This is a genomic window from Coleofasciculus sp. (assembly GCF_046565525.1).
In the GTDB taxonomy this organism is placed as follows: Bacteria; Cyanobacteriota; Cyanobacteriia; order Cyanobacteriales; family Coleofasciculaceae; genus Coleofasciculus.
The window spans coordinates 1-18,854 of sequence record NZ_JBKHUP010000086.1; the positions used below are offsets into that span (position 1 = coordinate 1).

General features: G+C 47.3%; 11 protein-coding genes and 1 tRNA gene. 5 read left to right on the forward strand and 7 right to left on the reverse strand.

Going from position 1 to position 18,854, the window contains the following annotated elements:
* Positions 1-128: 128 nt before the first annotated feature.
* The gene (locus tag ACLGGO_RS25965; RefSeq protein ID WP_446421438.1) at positions 129-389 is read left to right on the forward strand and encodes a Uma2 family endonuclease; all 261 of its coding nucleotides are present in this window, start codon (positions 129-131) and stop codon (positions 387-389) included.
* A gap of 3 nt (positions 390-392) precedes the next feature.
* Here the strand turns inward: ACLGGO_RS25965 and ACLGGO_RS25970 are convergent, their stop codons facing one another.
* The 3 genes from ACLGGO_RS25970 to ACLGGO_RS25980 form a co-directional block, all read right to left on the reverse strand.
* The gene (locus tag ACLGGO_RS25970) at positions 393-3,158 is read right to left on the reverse strand and encodes a CHAT domain-containing protein (RefSeq protein WP_446421439.1); all 2,766 of its coding nucleotides are present in this window, start codon (positions 3,156-3,158) and stop codon (positions 393-395) included.
* Positions 3,158-8,977 carry a beta strand repeat-containing protein gene (locus ACLGGO_RS25975; protein ID WP_446421440.1) on the reverse strand — a complete coding sequence of 1,940 codons (5,820 nt, stop codon included), beginning with the start codon at positions 8,975-8,977 and terminating at the stop codon, positions 3,158-3,160. The genes ACLGGO_RS25970 and ACLGGO_RS25975 overlap by 1 nt, the downstream gene beginning before the upstream one ends.
* 458 nt (positions 8,978-9,435) lie before the next feature.
* A complete protein-coding gene (locus ACLGGO_RS25980) occupies positions 9,436-10,653 on the reverse strand; it encodes a DUF790 family protein (protein ID WP_446421441.1) in 1,218 nt (405 codons plus the stop codon).
* A 100-nt stretch (positions 10,654-10,753) separates the two neighbouring features.
* Between ACLGGO_RS25980 and ACLGGO_RS25985 the strand changes: the two genes are divergently transcribed.
* Positions 10,754-11,746 carry a tetratricopeptide repeat protein gene (locus ACLGGO_RS25985; RefSeq protein WP_446421442.1) on the forward strand — a complete coding sequence of 331 codons (993 nt, stop codon included), beginning with the start codon at positions 10,754-10,756 and terminating at the stop codon, positions 11,744-11,746.
* A 404-nt stretch (positions 11,747-12,150) separates the two neighbouring features.
* Here ACLGGO_RS25985 and pckA read toward each other — a convergent pair whose 3' ends face one another.
* Together pckA and ACLGGO_RS25995 are read right to left on the reverse strand one after the other, a co-directional pair.
* On the reverse strand, positions 12,151-13,818 hold the full coding sequence (gene pckA / locus ACLGGO_RS25990; RefSeq protein ID WP_446421443.1) for a phosphoenolpyruvate carboxykinase (ATP): 1,668 nt from the start codon (positions 13,816-13,818) through the stop codon (positions 12,151-12,153).
* Positions 13,819-14,526: 708 nt separating this feature from the next.
* The gene (locus tag ACLGGO_RS25995) at positions 14,527-15,123 is read right to left on the reverse strand and encodes a glyoxalase-like domain protein (RefSeq protein ID WP_446335445.1); all 597 of its coding nucleotides are present in this window, start codon (positions 15,121-15,123) and stop codon (positions 14,527-14,529) included.
* 290 nt (positions 15,124-15,413) lie between these two features.
* Here ACLGGO_RS25995 and ACLGGO_RS26000 point away from each other — a divergent pair, with 290 nt between their 5' ends.
* Entirely contained in the window at positions 15,414-16,073 is a 660-nt protein-coding gene (locus tag ACLGGO_RS26000) for an RNA polymerase sigma factor (RefSeq protein WP_446335446.1), read from the forward strand.
* A 222-nt stretch (positions 16,074-16,295) separates the two neighbouring features.
* Complete coding sequence (locus ACLGGO_RS26005) at positions 16,296-17,375, forward strand: tetratricopeptide repeat protein (RefSeq protein WP_446421444.1); 1,080 nt, start codon at positions 16,296-16,298, stop codon at positions 17,373-17,375.
* Between the two features lie 68 nt (positions 17,376-17,443).
* Here the strand turns inward: ACLGGO_RS26005 and ACLGGO_RS26010 are convergent.
* A tRNA-Asn gene (locus ACLGGO_RS26010) sits at positions 17,444-17,515 on the reverse strand.
* 65 nt (positions 17,516-17,580) lie between these two features.
* On the opposite strand from ACLGGO_RS26010, the gene ACLGGO_RS26015 reads away from it, so the two are divergent.
* Positions 17,581-17,793 carry a hypothetical protein gene (locus tag ACLGGO_RS26015; RefSeq protein ID WP_446335448.1) on the forward strand — a complete coding sequence of 71 codons (213 nt, stop codon included), beginning with the start codon at positions 17,581-17,583 and terminating at the stop codon, positions 17,791-17,793.
* Positions 17,794-18,010: 217 nt separating this feature from the next.
* Here ACLGGO_RS26015 and ACLGGO_RS26020 read toward each other — a convergent pair whose 3' ends face one another.
* Positions 18,011-18,655 (reverse strand): HAD hydrolase-like protein, encoded by a 645-nt coding sequence (locus ACLGGO_RS26020; protein WP_446421445.1) that lies wholly within the window; start codon positions 18,653-18,655, stop codon positions 18,011-18,013.
* Positions 18,656-18,854: the final 199 nt, after the last annotated feature.

The following is an 18,854-nucleotide window of genomic DNA, read 5'->3' on the forward strand; positions in this document are numbered from 1 at the left end:
AGGAAAACTGCAAAGCATCAACTGGAAGTATTTCGAGCCAATCTGGAAAGCTGACGGTTACACTTATGTCCACAAAGGAAAGAAATGTCCATTGATGCGAGCGATTAGAGGAATACCGATCGGCGGCTGTGTTGAAAACGCCACCCCTTTTAGTGGTTGAAGTCGTTAGTCCCGGATCTAAAAAAATCGATTATGAACAGAAATTGGCGGAGTACAAGGCGATAAAAATCCCCGAATATTGGATTGTAGACTTACGCAACTCTCAGGTTTGTGTGCTGTTATTGACAGAGACAGGATATGAAGCAACCGTCTTTACAGGAAATCAGCGGATTATCTCTCCGACATTTTCCGAACTAGCAGTAACAGCTTCTCAGCTATTGTCAGCTTGAGGCTCAAAACCAACTTCCCACTAAGACATAGGCAGCCCAGAAGAGGGGGGCTTGGTAGTTGGCGTCTTGCAACATCGCCTGCTGCGCTCGTCGTAAGGCTTCGGCGCGAGAAACCCCCGGTTGTCCTAAGTGTTGGTAGAAGGCTTCTGTGAAGGTAACACTGGATTGATCATCCAAACTCCAGAGAGACGCGATCGCACTCTGTGTTCCTGCCTGAATCGCGGCTCCGGCAATTCCCAGTACGGCTCGATTGCTGCCTGTGGCGGTGCGGCAGGCACTGAGCAGGAGGAGTTCAATCCCTTGGGTTGTGGTGGACTGTTGGCGGCGAAATAATTGGCTAAATTGGTCTAAGGGGATCTTCCCGTCAGCCGCGAGAATAAAGGTGTCTTCTGGCTTATCGCCAAATTGACCGTGAGTGGCTAGGTGTACGATGTCGAAAGTAGAGCGCTCCAGGCGTTCCTCTAATGCGGTTTTGGTGAAATTTTTGTCCCGGATGAAGGCAATGGGAATGCCTGCGGCTTTTATTTTGTCTAACTCGCGATTGGCATTGTCTAAGGTGGCGAAGTTACCCACCTGTGGCGGCGGTTCAGTGAGACTGACAGCTAGCACATCCATCTGGTTTCGCTCTAGCCGATGGGAATCGCGCACTTCTAGCCCCAAAACTAGGGCAGTAGCATAGGTTTGAACCAGATAGGTTTCCCCGTCGTAAAGCGCTGCCATGGGAATATTTCGCAGGGGTTCATCCAGGACAAAAATTAGGGTTTTGATCCCGTGGCGTTCCAGGTAGGGGCGTGCTGGTTTGATTAACCAGTTGTAGAGGGTTTGCCCATTCTCCTTGTCGAAGTAAGCGAAAGGTTCTTGGAGATCACGGCGGAATAGTTTTACGGTGGCTTCCACATTTTGGCGGGATACGTCAGTGGAGCGATAATGAACCAGAGGAGTTTTTTTGCCCGGTAACTTGAGGATGACTTCGATCCGGTCTTTGAGTACAATCGGGTAAATAATGGCAGCCGTTGGGTCTTTTTCATCGACCACTTGGTCAACTTGTACCGTTGAATCCAAACAGGCGGATTGAAAGAAGTTTTCTAGTTCCGCTACCTGAAGTGCCTCGATCACCTCACGGGCTTGTTTCAGGTTCTTTTGTCTGGGTTTGCTGGTGCCTTGAGGGGATAGGAGCAAGTCTACGAGTTCCCGATAAACAGGTTCAACTTCGTCTCGGAACGTAAATTTGATATCGGGGTTGGCGGCAACTAAGTCTCCTCTCAGGAGTTTCAGGGTTTTATAGGCGCTAGTGTAGGCGTTGGTGGCGGCTTGGGGTTTATTCTGTGCTTTTAAAAGTCGTCCCAGTTGCCACTGCCACTGATAGGCGACTTCTGGGGGAATTTTGGCTTGTGCCAAGGCTTGTCGGGTAAGGCGTTCAGCGTCCTGCCATTGTTGGGCTTTTTCGTAGAGGCGTCCTAGGTAGCCGAGGGCATAGGATTCGGCTACGGTGTCTTTGAGGTGTTGCGCCTGCTGTTGGGCGTGGGCGAGAATCTGGGCGATTTCTGGGGCAGATAGGCTGGGGTTCAGTTGGCTTTGATGGTGGGTGAGGGTTTGGGCAAAGTGGATTTGGGCATAGATGGCGGGGCGAGTGGTGGGTAGGTGTTGGGCGAGTTCCTGGAGTTGGGGGATTAAGGTAGTGGCGGGTTGCCTTTGGTTTGTTACCAGGAGTAGGTCGAGTTGATTGACAGATGCCTCAAATTGTGCATTGGGATAAATGGCGCTGGCAGCGGCTTGTTGATAGTAGTCGATGGCTAGTTTATCCTGCCCTTGGGAACGAGCGGTGTTGCCTAAGCCGAGTAAGGCGGCGCTGATGTCGGCGGGGGAGTTGAGGGTGCGGGCGATATCCAGACTTTTCTGGAGTGTTTTCTTGGCTTGTTCGGGGCTACCGAGGGAGCGGAGTAGGTTACCTAAATTGGCGTAAGCGGCGGCTTTGAGGGGATTGTCGGGTTGGGTTGGTAAGGTGGTTTGTGCGAGTTGCTCTAGGGTATGGCGGGCGCGACGGTATAGCCCTAAGGCTCGCAGGGCGAGGGCTTGGTTAATTTGGCTGCGAATGATGCCCGGTTCGTCGGGGATTTGGGTGTAGAGTTGGCTGGCGTGCTGCCAGGTTTTCAGGGCGGCTTCGGCTTGTCCTTGAGCGAGTTGCAGGGTGCCTTGGGTGTTGAGGGTTTGTGCCTGCACCCGGAGACGTTCTGGGGTGTTGGGGGGGATGGTGTCTAGGAGGGCGAAGCTTTGAGCCATGGCGTGATTGGCTTGGTTCCATTGTGCCAATTCCTGATGAGCGAGTGCCAGGTTACTGAATGTCATTGCCTGGTTGAGGGGTTCTCCTTGAGTCTGGTAGGCATCAGCAGCTTGTTGCCAAGCGTCTAGGGCGGCGGCAAATTGTCCGGCTTGATAGTGGGTTTTGCCTTGTTGGAAGAGGTTGAGGGCGTTGTTGGAGGTAGGGAAGGGGGAAGAATTCAAAGCCTCTCTCCTTGTAGGAGAGAGGTTTGGAGAGAGGTTTTCCAGATCCCGTGAGGAAAGGGAACGAGGGAGGTTGGGGGGAATAAGGGAGGCTGGGGGAGAGGTTACATGAGTCTTATTTGATGTCAGGTTGTCTGTCTGGGGGACAATGGCGGTAGCGGGCGTCCAGTCTAGGTAGAGTTTCAGCAGGGTGAGGCTGAGACCAATGCCAACGTAGCATAGGAGTTTGTGCAGTTTTGGGCGGCGGGTTGGTTGGGATTTGGACATTAGCGCCCTCCCTGACAGGATACTTGAGGTTGCCATGCTCCCTGGAAATTGGCGGTTGGTACATTGGCGACGAGGGTAACGTTACCCTGTTCGTCAATAATCCAGCCTTGGGCTTCTACGATGGGTTTGGGGGAAGCAGGGGGAGTTGCGGTTGGGGTTGGCTGGGTGGCGGTGCTGTTGACGGGTGTGCCTAAGTCAGCTAGCGGTTGTTCTGGGGTGAGGATATCGGTGGGGCTAGGGGGGAGTCCGTCGCGTCCAGTTACGGTAAATTCATTATTTCCGCTTTGGCTGGGGGAGCAGGTTTGGTCGAGTTGAGGGGCGGCGGTGTCGGTGGGAAGTTCGATTAGTCCTTGGCTGGGGTCAATCACCAGGGAATTGATGGTGATTTGACCTGGGGCACCAAACTCGGAACTGGCATCTATATCATTCGTGCGGTTACCAGGATTAGCTTTTCGTTTTTCGATGCCGTAGATACCAAGGGGGGCAGTAATGGTGATGTTGCCGCCAGTACCCTGGTTGGCTTTAGCAATGATATCGCTGCCGTTGCTGTTGGATGGTAGGGCAAAGAGAATGCCAGTGTTGGCGGTTAGGTTAATTTTGACGTTACCGCCATTGGCATCGTCAAAGGCTTCGGCAGAGATGAGGCTTTCGTTATCTAGGCGCAACCAATCTGTGAGATTCAGGGTGATGTTGGCGCCTTGTCCATTGCCTCTGGTTTTTGCTGTGATTTCTCCATTGTTTAGGGAGAGAGTCTCGGCGTTAATCGTGACATCGCCAGCGTTACCTCCATCTCCAGTTGCCTGTGCTGATATGTTGCTGTTATTGAGGGTAACTGAAGTAGCAGGATTTTCCTCGTCGTTGATGCTGACACTACCGGCTTGACCCGTCTGAGTGGAGGCGGATATCTCACTGTCATTGCTAAGGGATAGACTTGTCAAACCTTGTAAGGTGACGTCTCCGCGCTCATTTCCTGAGACATTACTAGCTGAGATTTCGGCACCATTGTCTAAACTTAGTCGAGAGGTGTTGAAAGTGACACCGCCAGCGTTACCTCCATCCCCAGTTGCCTGGGCTAGCACCCCTCCTTGCTCTGTTCCCTCAAATTTAAAAGTGCCGTCGAGGGTGACTTCATCAGCAGTAATTTCGACATTGCCTGCCTTTCCTGTATTGGTAGATGAGGAAATGCGGCTGTTATTCACTTGTAGGGTATTTAGTTCTCGGAGGAAGATATTGGCAGGAATGGCTTCGCCTCCAGCATCAGTTTCGGCTGTGATTTGTCCGCCGCTATTGAGGGTAACACCACTAGCAGTGATATCGACATTACCGGCTGTGCCGGAACCATTTTTACTACTAGCGGCAACTTGCGCTTCTTGCTCGATAGATAACTGTTGAGTATTAATCCTGACACCGCCTGCGTTACCACTCTTGGTTGCTTCTGCGGCTAAGCGACTATTACCACTCAATGCGACAGTGCCTCCTGAAGCTTCGACTGACACATTGCCTCCAGTACCACTTTCAGTGGAAGCGGATATCTCACTGCCGTTGCGTAATTGTAGAGATGATAAATTCTGTAGTTGAATATCGCCGCCACTACCTGCTTGTGTGGTTGCTGCTAACTTGGCTTGGTTATCCAAAAGCACGGAAGGAGCATTAACTGTGAGGTTTCCTGCGCTTCCCTCTCCCATGCTGCTGACGGTGGCGCTAGAACTATCTCGAAGTGTTAGTTGATTCGCTGTAATTTCTAGGTTTCCAGCTTGACCTCCCTGTGTGGCTTCTGATTCTAGGTGGCTATTGCCAGTGAGGGTGACTGTACCTCCTGAAGCTTGGACTGAAACATTCCCTGCTTCACCACTCCCTGTGGAAGCCGATATCTGACTGCGATCGCGTAATTGTAGAGATGATAAATTCTGTAGTTCAATATTGCCGCCACTACCTTTGTCTGTAGTCGCTGCTAACCTGGCTTGGTTATCCAAAAGCACGGAAGGGGCATTAACTGTGAGGTTTCCTGCGCTTCCCTCTCCCGTGCTGCTGACGGTGGCGCTAGAACTATCTCGAAGTGTCAGTTGATTCGCTTTAATTTCTAAGTTCCCAGCTTGACCTTCCTGTGTGGCTTCAGCCGACAACTGCCCATTACCACTCAAGGTAACGGAGTTGGAGGCGTTAACTGTTAAGTTTCCTCCCGTACCGTTACCAGAGGTAGAGGTAGTTACGTGTGTGCCATTAATCACTAAAGTAGGGGTTTCAATTGTAACTGTTCCGGCTTTACCGCTGTCAGAAGTTGTGGCTGACAGACTGCCATTACCCCTCAATGTAACGGACTGAGGAGCTGTGACTCGGATGTTGCCACCCTGACCACTGTTAGCAGTAGAGGCTGATATCTGCGCTCCATCCTGGAAAACAACAGACAACGTTTGTCCATTATTGTAAGGTTGGAGGATTAGGTTTCCGGCGTGTCCGCTACTGCTGGTTTTGGCAGACAAAGCACTCTCAGAATCAAGCGATATCTCTGGTGCAGAGACACTGATACTTCCTGCCTGCCCTCCGCTGCTGGTGTTACTGATAATTTGGCTATCGTCGAACGTGACGAGACCGGGGCTTTCTATTGTTACACTACCGGCTGAGTCGCTGCCTTTGGTGTCACTTAAAATCTGGCTGTTGTTAAATGTGAGGTTTCCTAAGCTGGTGAGAATGACATCTCCTGATTGACCTGTCCTACCAACATCTAATTGAACTTGCTTCGCAACACTTAAGGTAATTGTGCCGCCGATAAATTGTGGCATCAGCCCAAGAGCCTGCGTCAACGGCTTGCTTGTCACAATGTTGGTATTTGTAAACGATAAATCTCCAGAACCTGTTACCTGAACTGCCCCAGCTCGTGAAGAAGAAGAGGTCGTTAGTATATCTAAAACGCTTACATTGTTTTTAGCTTCTAGAATCACATTTCCACCATCGCCAGCAGTTCCCTGATCAGAAACAGAAAAGGATTTAAAGATTGGAGAGCGAGGGACTAAAGAGTCTAATGGTTCAAAGGGAATTCCTACAATATCGCCATCTTTAGCAGTGAGGGAAATCACTCCTCCATTCCCACTATTGCTGGAGCTTGAATATGAGTACGAGTCTAAATCGCCCTTAATTGTGATGTTTCTGCCAGAAAGTGCGATTGCTCCCCCATTTTTAGAAGAGGAGGAAAGGGAGGCGGAATTGGAGAAGAGATTACCTGTTGTTATGTTGTCGCCTGCATTCATGGTGATAGCTCCTCCATCTCCAGAGTCGGAGGAGGAGCTGAGAAGACCTGCTGTTAGGATGTTGCCGCCATCTGTAGTTAGGTAGATCTCTCCTCCATCTCCAGATAAGGAATTGGAGAAGAGATTACCTGTTGTTATGTTGTCGCCTGCACCCAGGGAGATTGCTCCCCCATTTCCAGATTCGGAGTTGGAAGTGATGAAAAAACTTTCTGTTGTTATGTTGTTGCCTGCACTCAGGGAAATTGCTCCTCCATTTCCAGATAAGGAATTGGAAGTGATCAAAAAACTTTCTGTTGTTATATTGTTGCCTGCACTCAGGGAGATTGCTCCTCCATTTCCAGAAAAGGAGTTGGAGAAGAGATTACCTGTTGTGATGGAGTTGCCTGTACTCAGGGATATCGCTCCTCCATCCCCAGCGTAAGAAGAAGATTTTAACGTCCCTGCACTTATTTTCCCAGCAGTGCTATCAAGGGTGATGCTACCTCCACTACCTGAACCATTGCCGGAGGCAGAGGAGTCCAGTTCCCCAGTCGTAATATTGTTTTGGGCAGTGAGGGCGATTGCTCCCCCATTTCCAGAGTTAGAGAAAGATCTTAAAGTCCCTGCGCTTGTGTTAATCTGCCCAGCAGTGCTATCAAGGGTGATGTTACCCCCACTGCCAGAGCCGTTGGAGGAAGAGTTCAGGTCGGCAGTCGTAATGTCGTTTTGGGCAGTGAGGGAGATCGCTCCCCCATTTCCAGCAGAGCCTAGATTTTGATAGGCGGAGTGGGATTTGAGTTCACCTGTAAGCTTGATGTAACTGCCTGCCGTCAGAGAGATCGCTCCCCCATTTCCAGAGTAGTCGGAGTGGGATTTGAGTTCACCTGTAAGCTTGATGTAACTGCCTGCCTCCAGAGTGATCTGTCCTCCATTTCCATCCAAGGTGGCGGACTCAAATTTGCCTGTTTCGATGTAGTCGTCTGCAGTCAGAGAAATTGCTCCTGCATTTCCCATGAAGGAAGACGACCAAAGATCGTCTGTTTTAATGTAGCCGCCTGCCGTCAGAGAGATCGCTCCCCCATCTCCACGGCGTCTGGAGGCGGAGATGAGAGTACCGGTAGTGATGCTACCTCCCGCTGCCAAGTCAATCGTTCCCCCATTTACTTTACTGTCGGAGTTGGAGGACGAGAAAGAGTACAAATTGCTAGTAGTAATACTGCCGGAGGCAGCGCTGATGCTAATCGCCCCCCCGTTTCTTTCTGAAGGGTACGAAGTTAAAGGATCTGTTTCCTGTCCATTAGTGCTAATTAATCCGGTCATCACATCCCCCGATGCTGCCGACAAGGACACTATCCCCCCAACCCCATTAAATGGTTGTACGATAACATTTCCACCGATGGTAATTCCCTCTTCTGGCACAGATCCAGTACCATAACTAGGCACATCGCCTGAATTAACACCCCCATAAGCCAAATTATTCTGCCCCGATCGCATAATTAACGCTGAACCCGAACTCAATGTTGCAGTATCCAGCCCAGCCGGCAACGTACTCGTATCTGGCCCAGTAATATTGATATTGCCGCCGAACCAAATATTACCCGTTGCTTCCACCAACAGCGATGTTCCCGTATAATTAGCCGCCACATCCACATCACCATTGGCACTAATAATTGGGTCATATAAGCTTAAAAAATTTGCCAATCCCCCCGATACACTCTTAATCGAAAAACCGCCCCCACTACTAAAGCGAGCATCCCCGAAAATAATCCCATCACTGATTAAACTCAGATTGCCCCCACTGACAAACGGTATCTGCGTTGGATGAAGAAGCGCTAAGATATTGATACCTTGATTCCCCTGAATCGTGAGATTTCCACCAGCTTGCGCCAGAAACGGATTTGTCACACTATCTCGAATCTCTACCGTATCCGTTGCCAACAGGGTTAAATCCCTCCCCGCTTCTAGCTGACCCGACAACGTGAGACGATTCCCGACTAAAGTAAGATCTTGCCCTACCCCTAAATTTCCCTGATTAATAATCTCGGCTTGAGGCTGACTCGCCCCATACTGCAACCCCGGAGTAACATTAATCGTCAACAACGGCGGCGCTTCTGGATTCGTCGCACTAAAACTACTCCCATCCGAGAAATTAAACCCATTTCCCGTAGAAGCCACAAACGAACCCGCCACATCCAGCCGCGCATTCGGTCCAAACACAATCCCATTCGGATTCACTAAAAATAAATTCGCATTCCCCAACACCCCCAAAGTCCCCAAAATATTCGAGCCATTCCCCCCCGTCACCCGACTCAGGATATTCTCAATCCCCCCAGGATTGCCAAAATAAACCTGTTGTCCGTCTAATACATTAAACTCACTAAAGCTGTGGAACAAATTGACCCCTCGCGCTGCTCCACCCTCAATCCGATCAATCTCTACACCTTCGATAAAGCGAGACCCTTCAATCCCCAAGGTAGCATCCGGGATAATCTGAGCCGACACTGGGTTCAATAAGATATCAACACCCAGTTTAACCACTAACCCACTGACCAGACAAAACCGCATACTCATCGTAGTTAAACTCATCAGAGCCATAAATTGATTGATTCATTAGTAGCCGTATGTAGCGATAGAACTGGAGAATGAAGCAATTGAGGCATTTCTGCTTCAACCCAATATGGCACTCCTGATAAGCCTGAACTTGTCTACGTTAACGCCGTGAATGTCTCTAAACCATCAGACTATAAACATCTAACAGCGATTCATGCACCCGTTGTTCTTAATTGTTCCTTCTCGCTGTCCCCAAGCAGCTAACTTGGGTTTGAAGTTTTCCTCGCTTTCAACTTATTATAATCATCCTTTTCCAGATATAGGGATATTCCCGATTTCCATGGGTAGAGACGCGCCATGCCGCCTCTCTACATCAATGATCTGTCTAACCGCCAAGGCGGTTGCTATACCCTGGCACCATGACGCCGTAACCGGGAACCATACTGGGGCGCAAGCCTTGCATACTGGAGCGCACGTCGGTGCGCCCCTACGGTGATCACCGTTCATTGATCTAATACCTCTAGTACCGCCTTGGGTGATAACTTATCCTTAAACCAAATAATTTGGGCAGGCACACGTTCCAGCTTAACCCCAGCTTTATCCAAATTAAGTCGCTCAGAAATTGCCAAAATTAAATTATCACAAGCCGCCCGCCGGACTTGAGAAAATTTCTTTTGCAGATAGTCGGGACGCCAGAAGCCAACAATTTCTAATAACATATCTCGCCCATCGGGATGCACCAACCGAAAATCCGGAATCATCACACTCCCCGGAATCGGAACCAAATCTACTTCTCGTTCCAGAATCCACTCTGTTTTCAGCGAGTCCCAACGGTTGGCAAAGGAAGCTTCAATCATACTATCGTAAGGCTTACCCGGGGGATAATGAGTCACCAACCCACATTTATCATTGAGGCAAAATCGTCCAGTTTTCCACGTTCCGGTGTAGGGATCACGCATTTGTAACGTGGCTTTGAGACTCCAGCGGGTAACATGAAGCAGGGCAGGAATTAGTTTCGCGATCGCAAGTCCATACCGGGTACTGGCTTTAAATAAACTGGCAGGTCCGTCAATGGTAATGGTAAACCCGTGATCCGCATCGCCTTCGATATAAGTCATTAAGCCAAATAACTTTAAGTAACGAAACAGTAATTTATACTCTCCTGGTACATTACGATGAGCATTGAGAATCATCTCAGAGGCTTTGTAGAAAATACCTTGAACTTGAGATAAGTTGTAACGGTGCAGCAGGGCTTCCGGAGCTGGATCATCAAACTGGGTGAGAATCCGATTTTCTGGCAAATCCGCATAAAGCCCCGTCCGAATTTGCGAAGGTAGCACTTCTTGATGTAATTCTTGAGTAAGCCTACTACTCAGGGTTTCTAGGGTAGCTTCCGTCGCGGCGCGACAGGGGAGGGATTGGGCTGATAGGGTAAAAACTCGTTGTCGCAGTTCTTTCGGTTCAAGGGGGCTAACGATTTCAAAGGTGCTGAAGTTATTTTTTAGCAGATGCGCCAGTCCCCGTTTGAGGCGATAATCAGGACTATCCCCTTCTAATTCAGAAAGCTGGCGATCCAGTTGACCTTGAGTATGACCAACCGCCTCCTGAAAACAGGTGATTAAAGCCGTGGCAATATCACAGGTTCCTTTGTTAATCGGCAACCGCTTGGGAATGATCTCTTCCCCATTTTGTCGATAAATTAGCAGTGGTGTGGGTAACATGAACTATTTTGTCTTAGTCATTGGTCATTAGTCATTAGTCATTGGTCATTAGTCATTAGTAACCACTTAACTATCCGTTACACAATTTCAAGATTAAACTATGGGTACAACATTATCGATGAGGCAGAAACCTGCCCATACTATCTACAGAGTGCTAGAGTGCAGACCTGATAGCTATAGAGATTGGTTAAATCAAGGACATGGATTACGAGATGAGGGGCGCTATGAAGATGCCCTGACCAGCTATAATCGGGCTTTGGACTACAAGCCCCATGATTTTTGGGCGCTGTACTGGCGAGCCGATGTTTTAGATGCGTTGGGATACTACTCGCAAGCGTTAAGTAGTTATGACCAAGCTTTAGCCCAAAAACCCACCGATTACTGGAGTTGGTGTCAACGCGCCCAGGTATTGCGGGAGTTACAACGCTACGAAGACGCGATCGCAAGTTATGATCAAGCCCTGGATACTCGACCAGATGACTATTGGGCTTGGTACAATCGGGGACGGGTCGCCCTAGAAGATTTAGATTGGTATAAGGAAGCGATTACCTCCTTTGAGGAAGCCCTAAAGATTCGACCGACAGATTACTGGAGTTGGTATCGCTTAGGTGACGCCCTGCGACATTTGGCACGCTATGGAGAGGCAATTGCCAGTTACGAAAAAGCCTTAGAAACCCAACCCGATGATTATTGGGCGTGGTATCGACGGGGAGATTCCCTGCGACGTTGGGGACGCCCAGAAGAGGCCCTGGCTAGCTATGATCAGGCGTTGGAGATCAAACCCACTGACCCCTGGAGTTGGTATCAGCGAGGTGAACTGCTGCGGAAACTGGGTCGATATACTGAAGCCGTGGCGAGTTATGACCAAGTATTAGCCTCTGATCCAGAGGACGAATACGCCTGGTACAACCAAGCCTGTTGCTATGCCGTACTGGGAAATCCGGAGGGTGCGATCGCGAGTTTACAAGCAGCGATCCGCCTTAACCCCAGTGAATATCTCACCTTAGCCAAAACTGACTCAGATTTTGATAATCTACGGGGAAATGAATCCTTTGAAGCCTTGCTCAAGGGTACAGGAACAAATAAGGGATGAGTCAACCTTAAGACTTTTCTATTCTGGGCAAGAAAGACTTCCCAAGCCAATTTTTTATGATAGTCTAGTGTAGTCTAGTCCTTCTATGTGCCCAGCGATCTCTCACGCTTGGGTTTCCTCAACTCTGGAAGGCTATGCATATCTACATACATCCCCTATAGGGGCGGGTTTAGTACAGTTATCGGTGTTTAGTACAGTTATCGGTTTTTTCCAAAACGTTATCGGTAAAACCCGCCCCTACAGACCTAACTGGAAATGTAGAGACGTAGCATGCTACGTCTCTAAACGATGGATAATGGGTTTGCTTCAATTGACACCAAGGACTGTTATGCACCCTTACCCGTTCAAGTTCTTGTCCACAACAACCCTAAAGTAAAGGTTGTTGCGGCAAAAACTGGGAACAGTTACTCAAAAACAGGTGCAGCTTCCTTCACTTCACGCGGCGCATTAGGAAACTTCTTGAAGTTTTCGACAAATCGTTTCGCCAAGTCCTTCGCTTGTTTCTCGTAGGCTTGGGGATCACTCCAGGTATTTTGCGGATCGAGAATGCTGCTGTCAACCCCAGGAACTGTTTTTGGCACTAAGATTTTAAAGATGGGATGGTGATAGAATTTCACCTGTTCCAACTCCCCACTTAACGCTGCAGCAACCATGGCGCGACTGTCTTGAATCCGGATGCGTGTGCCAACTCCATAAGGTCCACCCGTCCATCCTGTATTAACTAAATAGACATTGGCATCGTATTTAACAAGTCGCTCAAATAACATCTCTCCGTAAAGTGTTGGCGACAGGGGAAGGAATGGTTGACCGAAACAAGCAGAAAATGTGGCTTGGGGTTCAGTAATTCCCCGTTCTGTACCCGCTAGTTTGCTGGTGTAACCTGACATGAAGTGGAAAATTGCCTGACTGTTGGTCAGCTTGGCAATTGGTGGTAATACGCCAAAGGCATCTGCGGTGAGGAAAATGACGGTTCCAGGATGACCACCGATACCCGGAATTACACAATTGGGAATATAATCGACCGGATAAGCGACTCGTGTATTTTCAGTGAGGCGACCGTCATCATAATTAGGAATGCGGCTTTCTGGGTCAAGAATCACATTTTCCATCATTGACCCAAAGCGAATAGCTGACCAAATCTGAGGTTCATTCGTCCGCGACAGTCGAATAGTTTTCGCGTAACAGCCTCCTTCAAAGTTGAAGATACCCCGTTCTGACCATCCATGTTCGTCATCCCCAATTAGATGCCGTGTGGGATCTGCCGATAAGGTTGTTTTCCCCGTACCAGAAAGTCCAAAGAATAACGCGGTGTTCCCCTTTTTGTCCATATTTGCGGAACAATGCATGGGCAGAACATCGCGCTTAGTCATCAGATAATTCATGAATGAGAATGCCGATTTTTTGATTTCACCGGCATAGCGCGATCCGCCAATTAAAACCAGCCGTTTTTCAAAGCTGACGACAATAAAGGCTTCACTATGGATACCATTAATCTCTGGGTCTCCCTGTAAACCCGGAATTGCAATGATGGTTAGTTCGGGTTTATGGGTGCTAAGTTCCTCTGGAGTGGGGCGGAGGAACATTTGATGAGCAAACAAATTTTGCGAGGCGAGTTCGTTAATAACTCGTACACCCAGGCGGTATTGCGGATCAACACCGACATATCCATCAAAGATAAACAGATCTCTGCCTTGCAAATAAGCCAACATCTGTTTATAGAGTAAGTCAAATTTTTCCTGTGAGATGGGAACGTTGACTTTATTCCAGTTCACTTCCTCATGCAGCCCCGGCTCATCAACGATGAATTTATCCGCCGGAGAACGTCCGGTGTATTTGCCTGTTTCTACACAAAGAGCGCCATTGGCAGCAAGAACGCCTTCATGCCGTTTTAGGGCTTCTTCGATAAGCTGGGGAACCGGGAGATTGTGATACAGATGACCAAGGTTCCTTAATCCCAGAGATTCTAGTCCATAACTCTCATCATTCATTTGAGTCTTGACTTGGGACAAGGTTTGATAGACGTGATTCAAAGTTTTCAGTTCAGATTCCAATTCGTAAGTATTTTCGTTCATATCAGCACCTTCTACACTCTACAAGGGTGAACTTGCGTTTGCCATAAGAAATATTTCCTAGGTTTATTTGTATCAGAAAAATCGTACTGTATTTTACGAATTCACAATTATTTAAATTAGTTAATATTTTTTTTTGACTTTTTGTAACTAAAAATAAGTGTCATTATTCTTGTTGCTTAAACCATAGATTTTGTCAAGTTTAAACAGTGCAAATATCAACGTTTAATGACAATTCAGCTTGGCTAATTCTCGGTAATATATTATGCTTACAAAAAGTATAATACGCAATGGTCGGAACAAAGCGATGTTCCTCGGTTTATCATGGGTGATAAATTTAGCTCTTCCGTACTTAGAGTAATCACCTATCATATCATAGAGTAAATTTTATAGAAAACAGTAACAAAAACTACAAAAAAAGAGCCGTTCAAGACTTAAAGTTTATCTAATTTGGTAATACAGCAGATTTGGTGGTTGATGAGGTACAGCCTCAAGCAAGATACCCGACAACTCCTACGAAGTCGGGTATCTGTCTGTGTACTTCACTTACTACCAAAAGGGATGTAAGACCTTCACTTTCCGGGGATGAATTACCAGAAAATATGGATGTATCTATATATAAATGATGACTGTTTTGGCAGACACTAAATAATAGACGTTCCGTGGGAACGTCTATACTTCTTGCCTATTGCTAACTTTAACGAAGATGGCTCAATTGGAGACTTCTGCCATTTCAATAACGCGCCCTTCTAAATCTTTAACTAAAAAATTCAGCGGTTTTTGAGTGCGAACCTTATACTTGAGGCGTCGCATTTGTACCCGCATCAACACTTGTTCTAAGCAGTCATGATCAAAGCAGACATGGCGGTGTCGATTTTTATTCCCATAGCTGGCACCGGAAATGACATGGAGTTGGGTATTTTTTCTAAGCTGATACCAAAGTCCCTCAGTTCCTTGTAGTTGAGTTGCACTCGTGGTTCCGGTATTGGTGGATAGATAGAGGGGATCAATCCCGGTTGCGCCTAGGGTTTGCTCATAATTGTAGTAGTAGTGTAGGGGAACTTCTGCGGCTGACAACTCCAGCAAGCCTTCATAAAACTGTCGTGCCACCTCCACATCAGACACCATAATGGTATGTACTTTAGGCGCACTGGTGAGAAACATCCACATCGCCACCGCGTAAGCTGCCAAGAGCATAACCATAATGCCTTGGGTGGAAAAAAGGCTATCGAGTGGCAGAGACGGTAAAAAAGCGCCAAACGGCAGGAGTGGTAGTCGAAAGGCAATAATATCAACTGATAGAATCATTCTGACAAGCGATGTTGAGTTGATTTAACTTTGACGAATCGGTTGTTCTGTTACAGGTTTATGATGAATACCATCCGATGTCCTATAGATGTTACTAGATGTTACTAATTTTAGCTAAGGTAAACGACATCAGCTAATCCTGCGGGACGTAAAACTCACACACTAAGGATGATAGGCGTCAGCAACTCACTGTTAAATCTTCAACCGAAGGGGTAACACCTGCATAAGGGAGGCATCTGCTTGAGAGTGAACACCGTGCATTCACCAATTCTAGCTAGAACGTAAACACTGTGCATATTCCACATTTTTCTGAATCCAACCATCCGCTAGTCAAATCCCTGTTTCACTACAGCGATCGGGAACTGGTAACTCTGTTTCAGCGCTATCCGGAACAGGGAAAGTATTTCACGGCGATTTTCTGCCGCTATAGTCCGATTGTCTATACCTTAATTCGTCATTCCGCGCGATCGCCCGTGCAAGCCGACTACCTCTTTGCCCTCACCTGGCGTCATATTTTCTATGAACTACGGGGAATGGATTTTATCAAAGAGGCGGCGAGTGAGTCTAATACCTTCCAAAGCTGGCTGATTAACATGACAGCCGTCTGCATCAATCAAGCGGATTTACCCCCAGTGGAGTCCATTCACTATACCCTCCAAGCTGCACCACCCCCATTATGGTGTTATCTGGAGGCAGCATTAGAACAGTTACCCCCTCTGATGCGGTTAATTGTGATAATGGCTTTAACCTTTAAGTGGAGTGAAACCCGCATCGCCGCCTATTTACAAGCCGAAGGCGAAGTGATCGCACCCGCTCAAGTCAGAAATCAACTCCAGCAGGGGTATCAGCGATTAGAGGCAAACTTACCCGAGGATATTCGCGAGATTTACTTACAACAAGCGGCGGATAATACTGAGGACAAGTCCGAATCCAATGCTGTACCCGTGTGACATCCTCTGGCGCTGTAATCTTTTTACTGCAATCGCTAGAATTTTGAATAGGGCAAGTTCTGTCCGATTTTAAGCCTGTGGACTGGAAAGAGTGCCGTCACCGCCAGAAAGAAGCAGGAAGCAATCCGGATGATGTCTAACAAGATCCAATATTGTCTAGCTTTGTCCAAGTGTTGTAGAACGGATAGACATTCCCTATCTCGAACAAAAAATCATCAATCCATGAATAGAGGATATCTCTCGGTGAACGTGATGCGTCGCACATCGGTGGCTCTGATTTCTGGGGCGGTACTGATCTTGAGTAACCCGGCTCTAAGTCAAACCGTCTCCAACAACACCGAGGGTTTTGACTTACAAGATCAATTGACGATTCCCTTGAATAGGAGCCTTCAACGGGAAGAAAGAAATGAGGCGGATGTACTTCTGCGGCTAGGAGGAGAGGCAAAGCGTCAAGAAAATTGGCAAAAAGCCATCGCTTATTGGCAACAGGCGCTGGATCTTTATCAGAAAATCGGCGATTTTGAAGGACAAGGCTTAGCTTACAATTATATTGGTCTCACTTATGCTGATTTGGGTCGCTTTTCCCAAGCTGAGGAGTCCCTACGCCGTCGGTTAGGGGTTGCCCGTTTCCTACAAGACTTTCAGGGACAAATTTATGCCTTGAATAACATTGGCACTGTACTGCTGCAATCGAGAAATCTGGAAGCCGCCCAAGTAAGCTTTGCTGAAGCCCTCACGATTGCTCGCACGGTGGGCGATCGCGAAGGGGAAGGACTTAGTTTGAGCAACCTGGGTTTAGTCGCCACTAGTGCGGGTGATTATTTAGAGGCGATTAAGCAGTATAAAGCGGCGATAACCTTGCGGCGGCGATTGGGCGATCCTTTGGGAGAAGCGAATACCCGTAATAATTTAGGGGATGCCTATTTCGCGATCGCCTCCTACAAAGATGCGATTGGCTCCTATCGATATACCTTACAACTGGCACAAGATAGCCGTGATATTCCCAATCAGTTTCGCGCCCTGCGTGGATTGGCGAAATCTTACAGTATCATTGGTCCAGATTTGCTGGCGATTCGATATCTCAATCAACATTTAGCCTTAGCCCAAGAACAGGAAAGCTTAAGCCGAGAGTTGGTTTCACTGCGATTATTTGCCGAATTTTATCTAGCCAGAGGCAATTTATCTAAAACGCGGCAATTTTACGAACAAGCGATCGCCCTCGCCAACGCGATCGGCGAAACTCAGCAAGAAGCCTTATTACGGAATGATTTAGCCCAAATCCTTTATGAAAGAGGGGATTGAACTGCTAGTTTTGCTACTGCCATTCCGCAGGTTTAGCTTTTGGCTTGGGGCTACCAGCTAATTTTAAACTCCCCAGGCCGGATTCGAACCAGCGACCAATCGGTTAACAGCCGACCGCTCTACCACTGAGCTACTGAGGATCATGACTTCAACGCTTGCCACGATTACTAATCTTACCCAGTAAAAGGATAATTTGGCAAGCCCTTTGAGAAAATTTTTTTCAGAGCATCCGCCGTTACACCTTCTGTTTCCCAGCCATACCCGTCATTTCGCTGAAGTAAAAGATGCTGCAACCCCTGTGATTAAAACCTTTTGGGAGATTCTCTCTATCCGTATCCAGGTTGTCGCAAAAGGCACAGGCGTAGATGGCACAGAGGGCAGATGGCAATGCTACGTCTGGGAGCTGGGGAAGCCATAGTACATTTTCCCTGATAGCGGTGCAAGGGTATAAAAGGGTTAAACCCTTTTTCCTTGAACAGGAGCAAATATCAATGCCGCTCAAAGCATTGATAGATAAGGGTTTGGGATTTTTGCAGCCAGCCCTATTTAGATATAAAAGCTGCGGAAGCAGATGGTTCTGTTGTCGTGATTGGAATGTAAGTAGCCCCGATGGCTGCTTTTAACAAGCGAGTGGCTTACAATTTGGCAAAATCCGCGATAACTGTCAAGACTTCACGAGGATGGTTAACTAAAAAGTCAGGGTTATATTTGATTAATGCATCTGAAGAATTAAATCCCCAAGTTACGGCTACCACTTTTATGTTAATTTTCTTTGATGCAGCGATATCTCGTGTTTCATCTCCTATATAAACAAGGAAGTTTGGCTGAAAATGGTTATCATTTATAAGTTTTTTTAATGCGCTTGATTTACCGAAAATTGTCGCTTCTGAATCAATGAAACTAAAAAAAGATTCTAGGGCATGTATTTTTAAGAAGGTTTTAACATTTTTTTCGGTATTTGAGGTTAATATGCCGATAATCTTTCCTTGATTCTTTAACTCCTTTAACAACTCAGGTATTCCATAAACAGGCTTTAAAGATTCAATATCCTTGTGTAATTCTGATTGAATGCGCTTAAGCAAAAAAGGAATTTTGAACAAGGGAAGTCCTGATTGTTGAATAATCTGGCGAGTGCTTAAATTTCTAATCTGTTCAATGTCCGATGGCATCAACGGTTTATATCCAAAGTCGTCTGCTAAACGATTCGCAATCCGGACGATCGCGTTAAAGGTATCCGCCAAAGTGCCATCAAAATCAAAAACAATAACTTTTATACTCATGAGTTTGCTCCGACAATTGACAATGACTAGCGAAATGCCGACAGATGCAGGAAAATTGATATAGATATCCTGCTGAAACGCCAATATCGGAATATCTTAGTTTGTCCAAGATTTTTCCGAATTCCGTAAGTGTAGGATCTATATTGCCGGGGCAGATCAAAAACTTGGCATCACAACTTATGTAAACCAAGTATAATCA

What these genes read in the sequence shown, in the direction of transcription:
- ACLGGO_RS25985 (WP_446421442.1), top strand. Translation starts at nt 10,754, where the DNA reads ATGGGTACAACATTATCGATGAGGCAGAAACCTGCCCATACTATCTAC.
- ACLGGO_RS25980 (WP_446421441.1), bottom strand. Translation starts at nt 10,653, where the DNA reads ATGTTACCCACACCACTGCTAATTTATCGACAAAATGGGGAAGAGATC.
- pckA (WP_446421443.1), bottom strand. Translation starts at nt 13,818, where the DNA reads ATGAACGAAAATACTTACGAATTGGAATCTGAACTGAAAACTTTGAAT.
- ACLGGO_RS25970 (WP_446421439.1), bottom strand. Translation starts at nt 3,158, where the DNA reads ATGTCCAAATCCCAACCAACCCGCCGCCCAAAACTGCACAAACTCCTA.
- ACLGGO_RS26005 (WP_446421444.1), top strand. Translation starts at nt 16,296, where the DNA reads ATGAATAGAGGATATCTCTCGGTGAACGTGATGCGTCGCACATCGGTG.
- ACLGGO_RS25975 (WP_446421440.1), bottom strand. Translation starts at nt 8,977, where the DNA reads ATGGCTCTGATGAGTTTAACTACGATGAGTATGCGGTTTTGTCTGGTC.
- ACLGGO_RS26020 (WP_446421445.1), bottom strand. Translation starts at nt 18,655, where the DNA reads ATGAGTATAAAAGTTATTGTTTTTGATTTTGATGGCACTTTGGCGGAT.
- ACLGGO_RS25995 (WP_446335445.1), bottom strand. Translation starts at nt 15,123, where the DNA reads ATGATTCTATCAGTTGATATTATTGCCTTTCGACTACCACTCCTGCCG.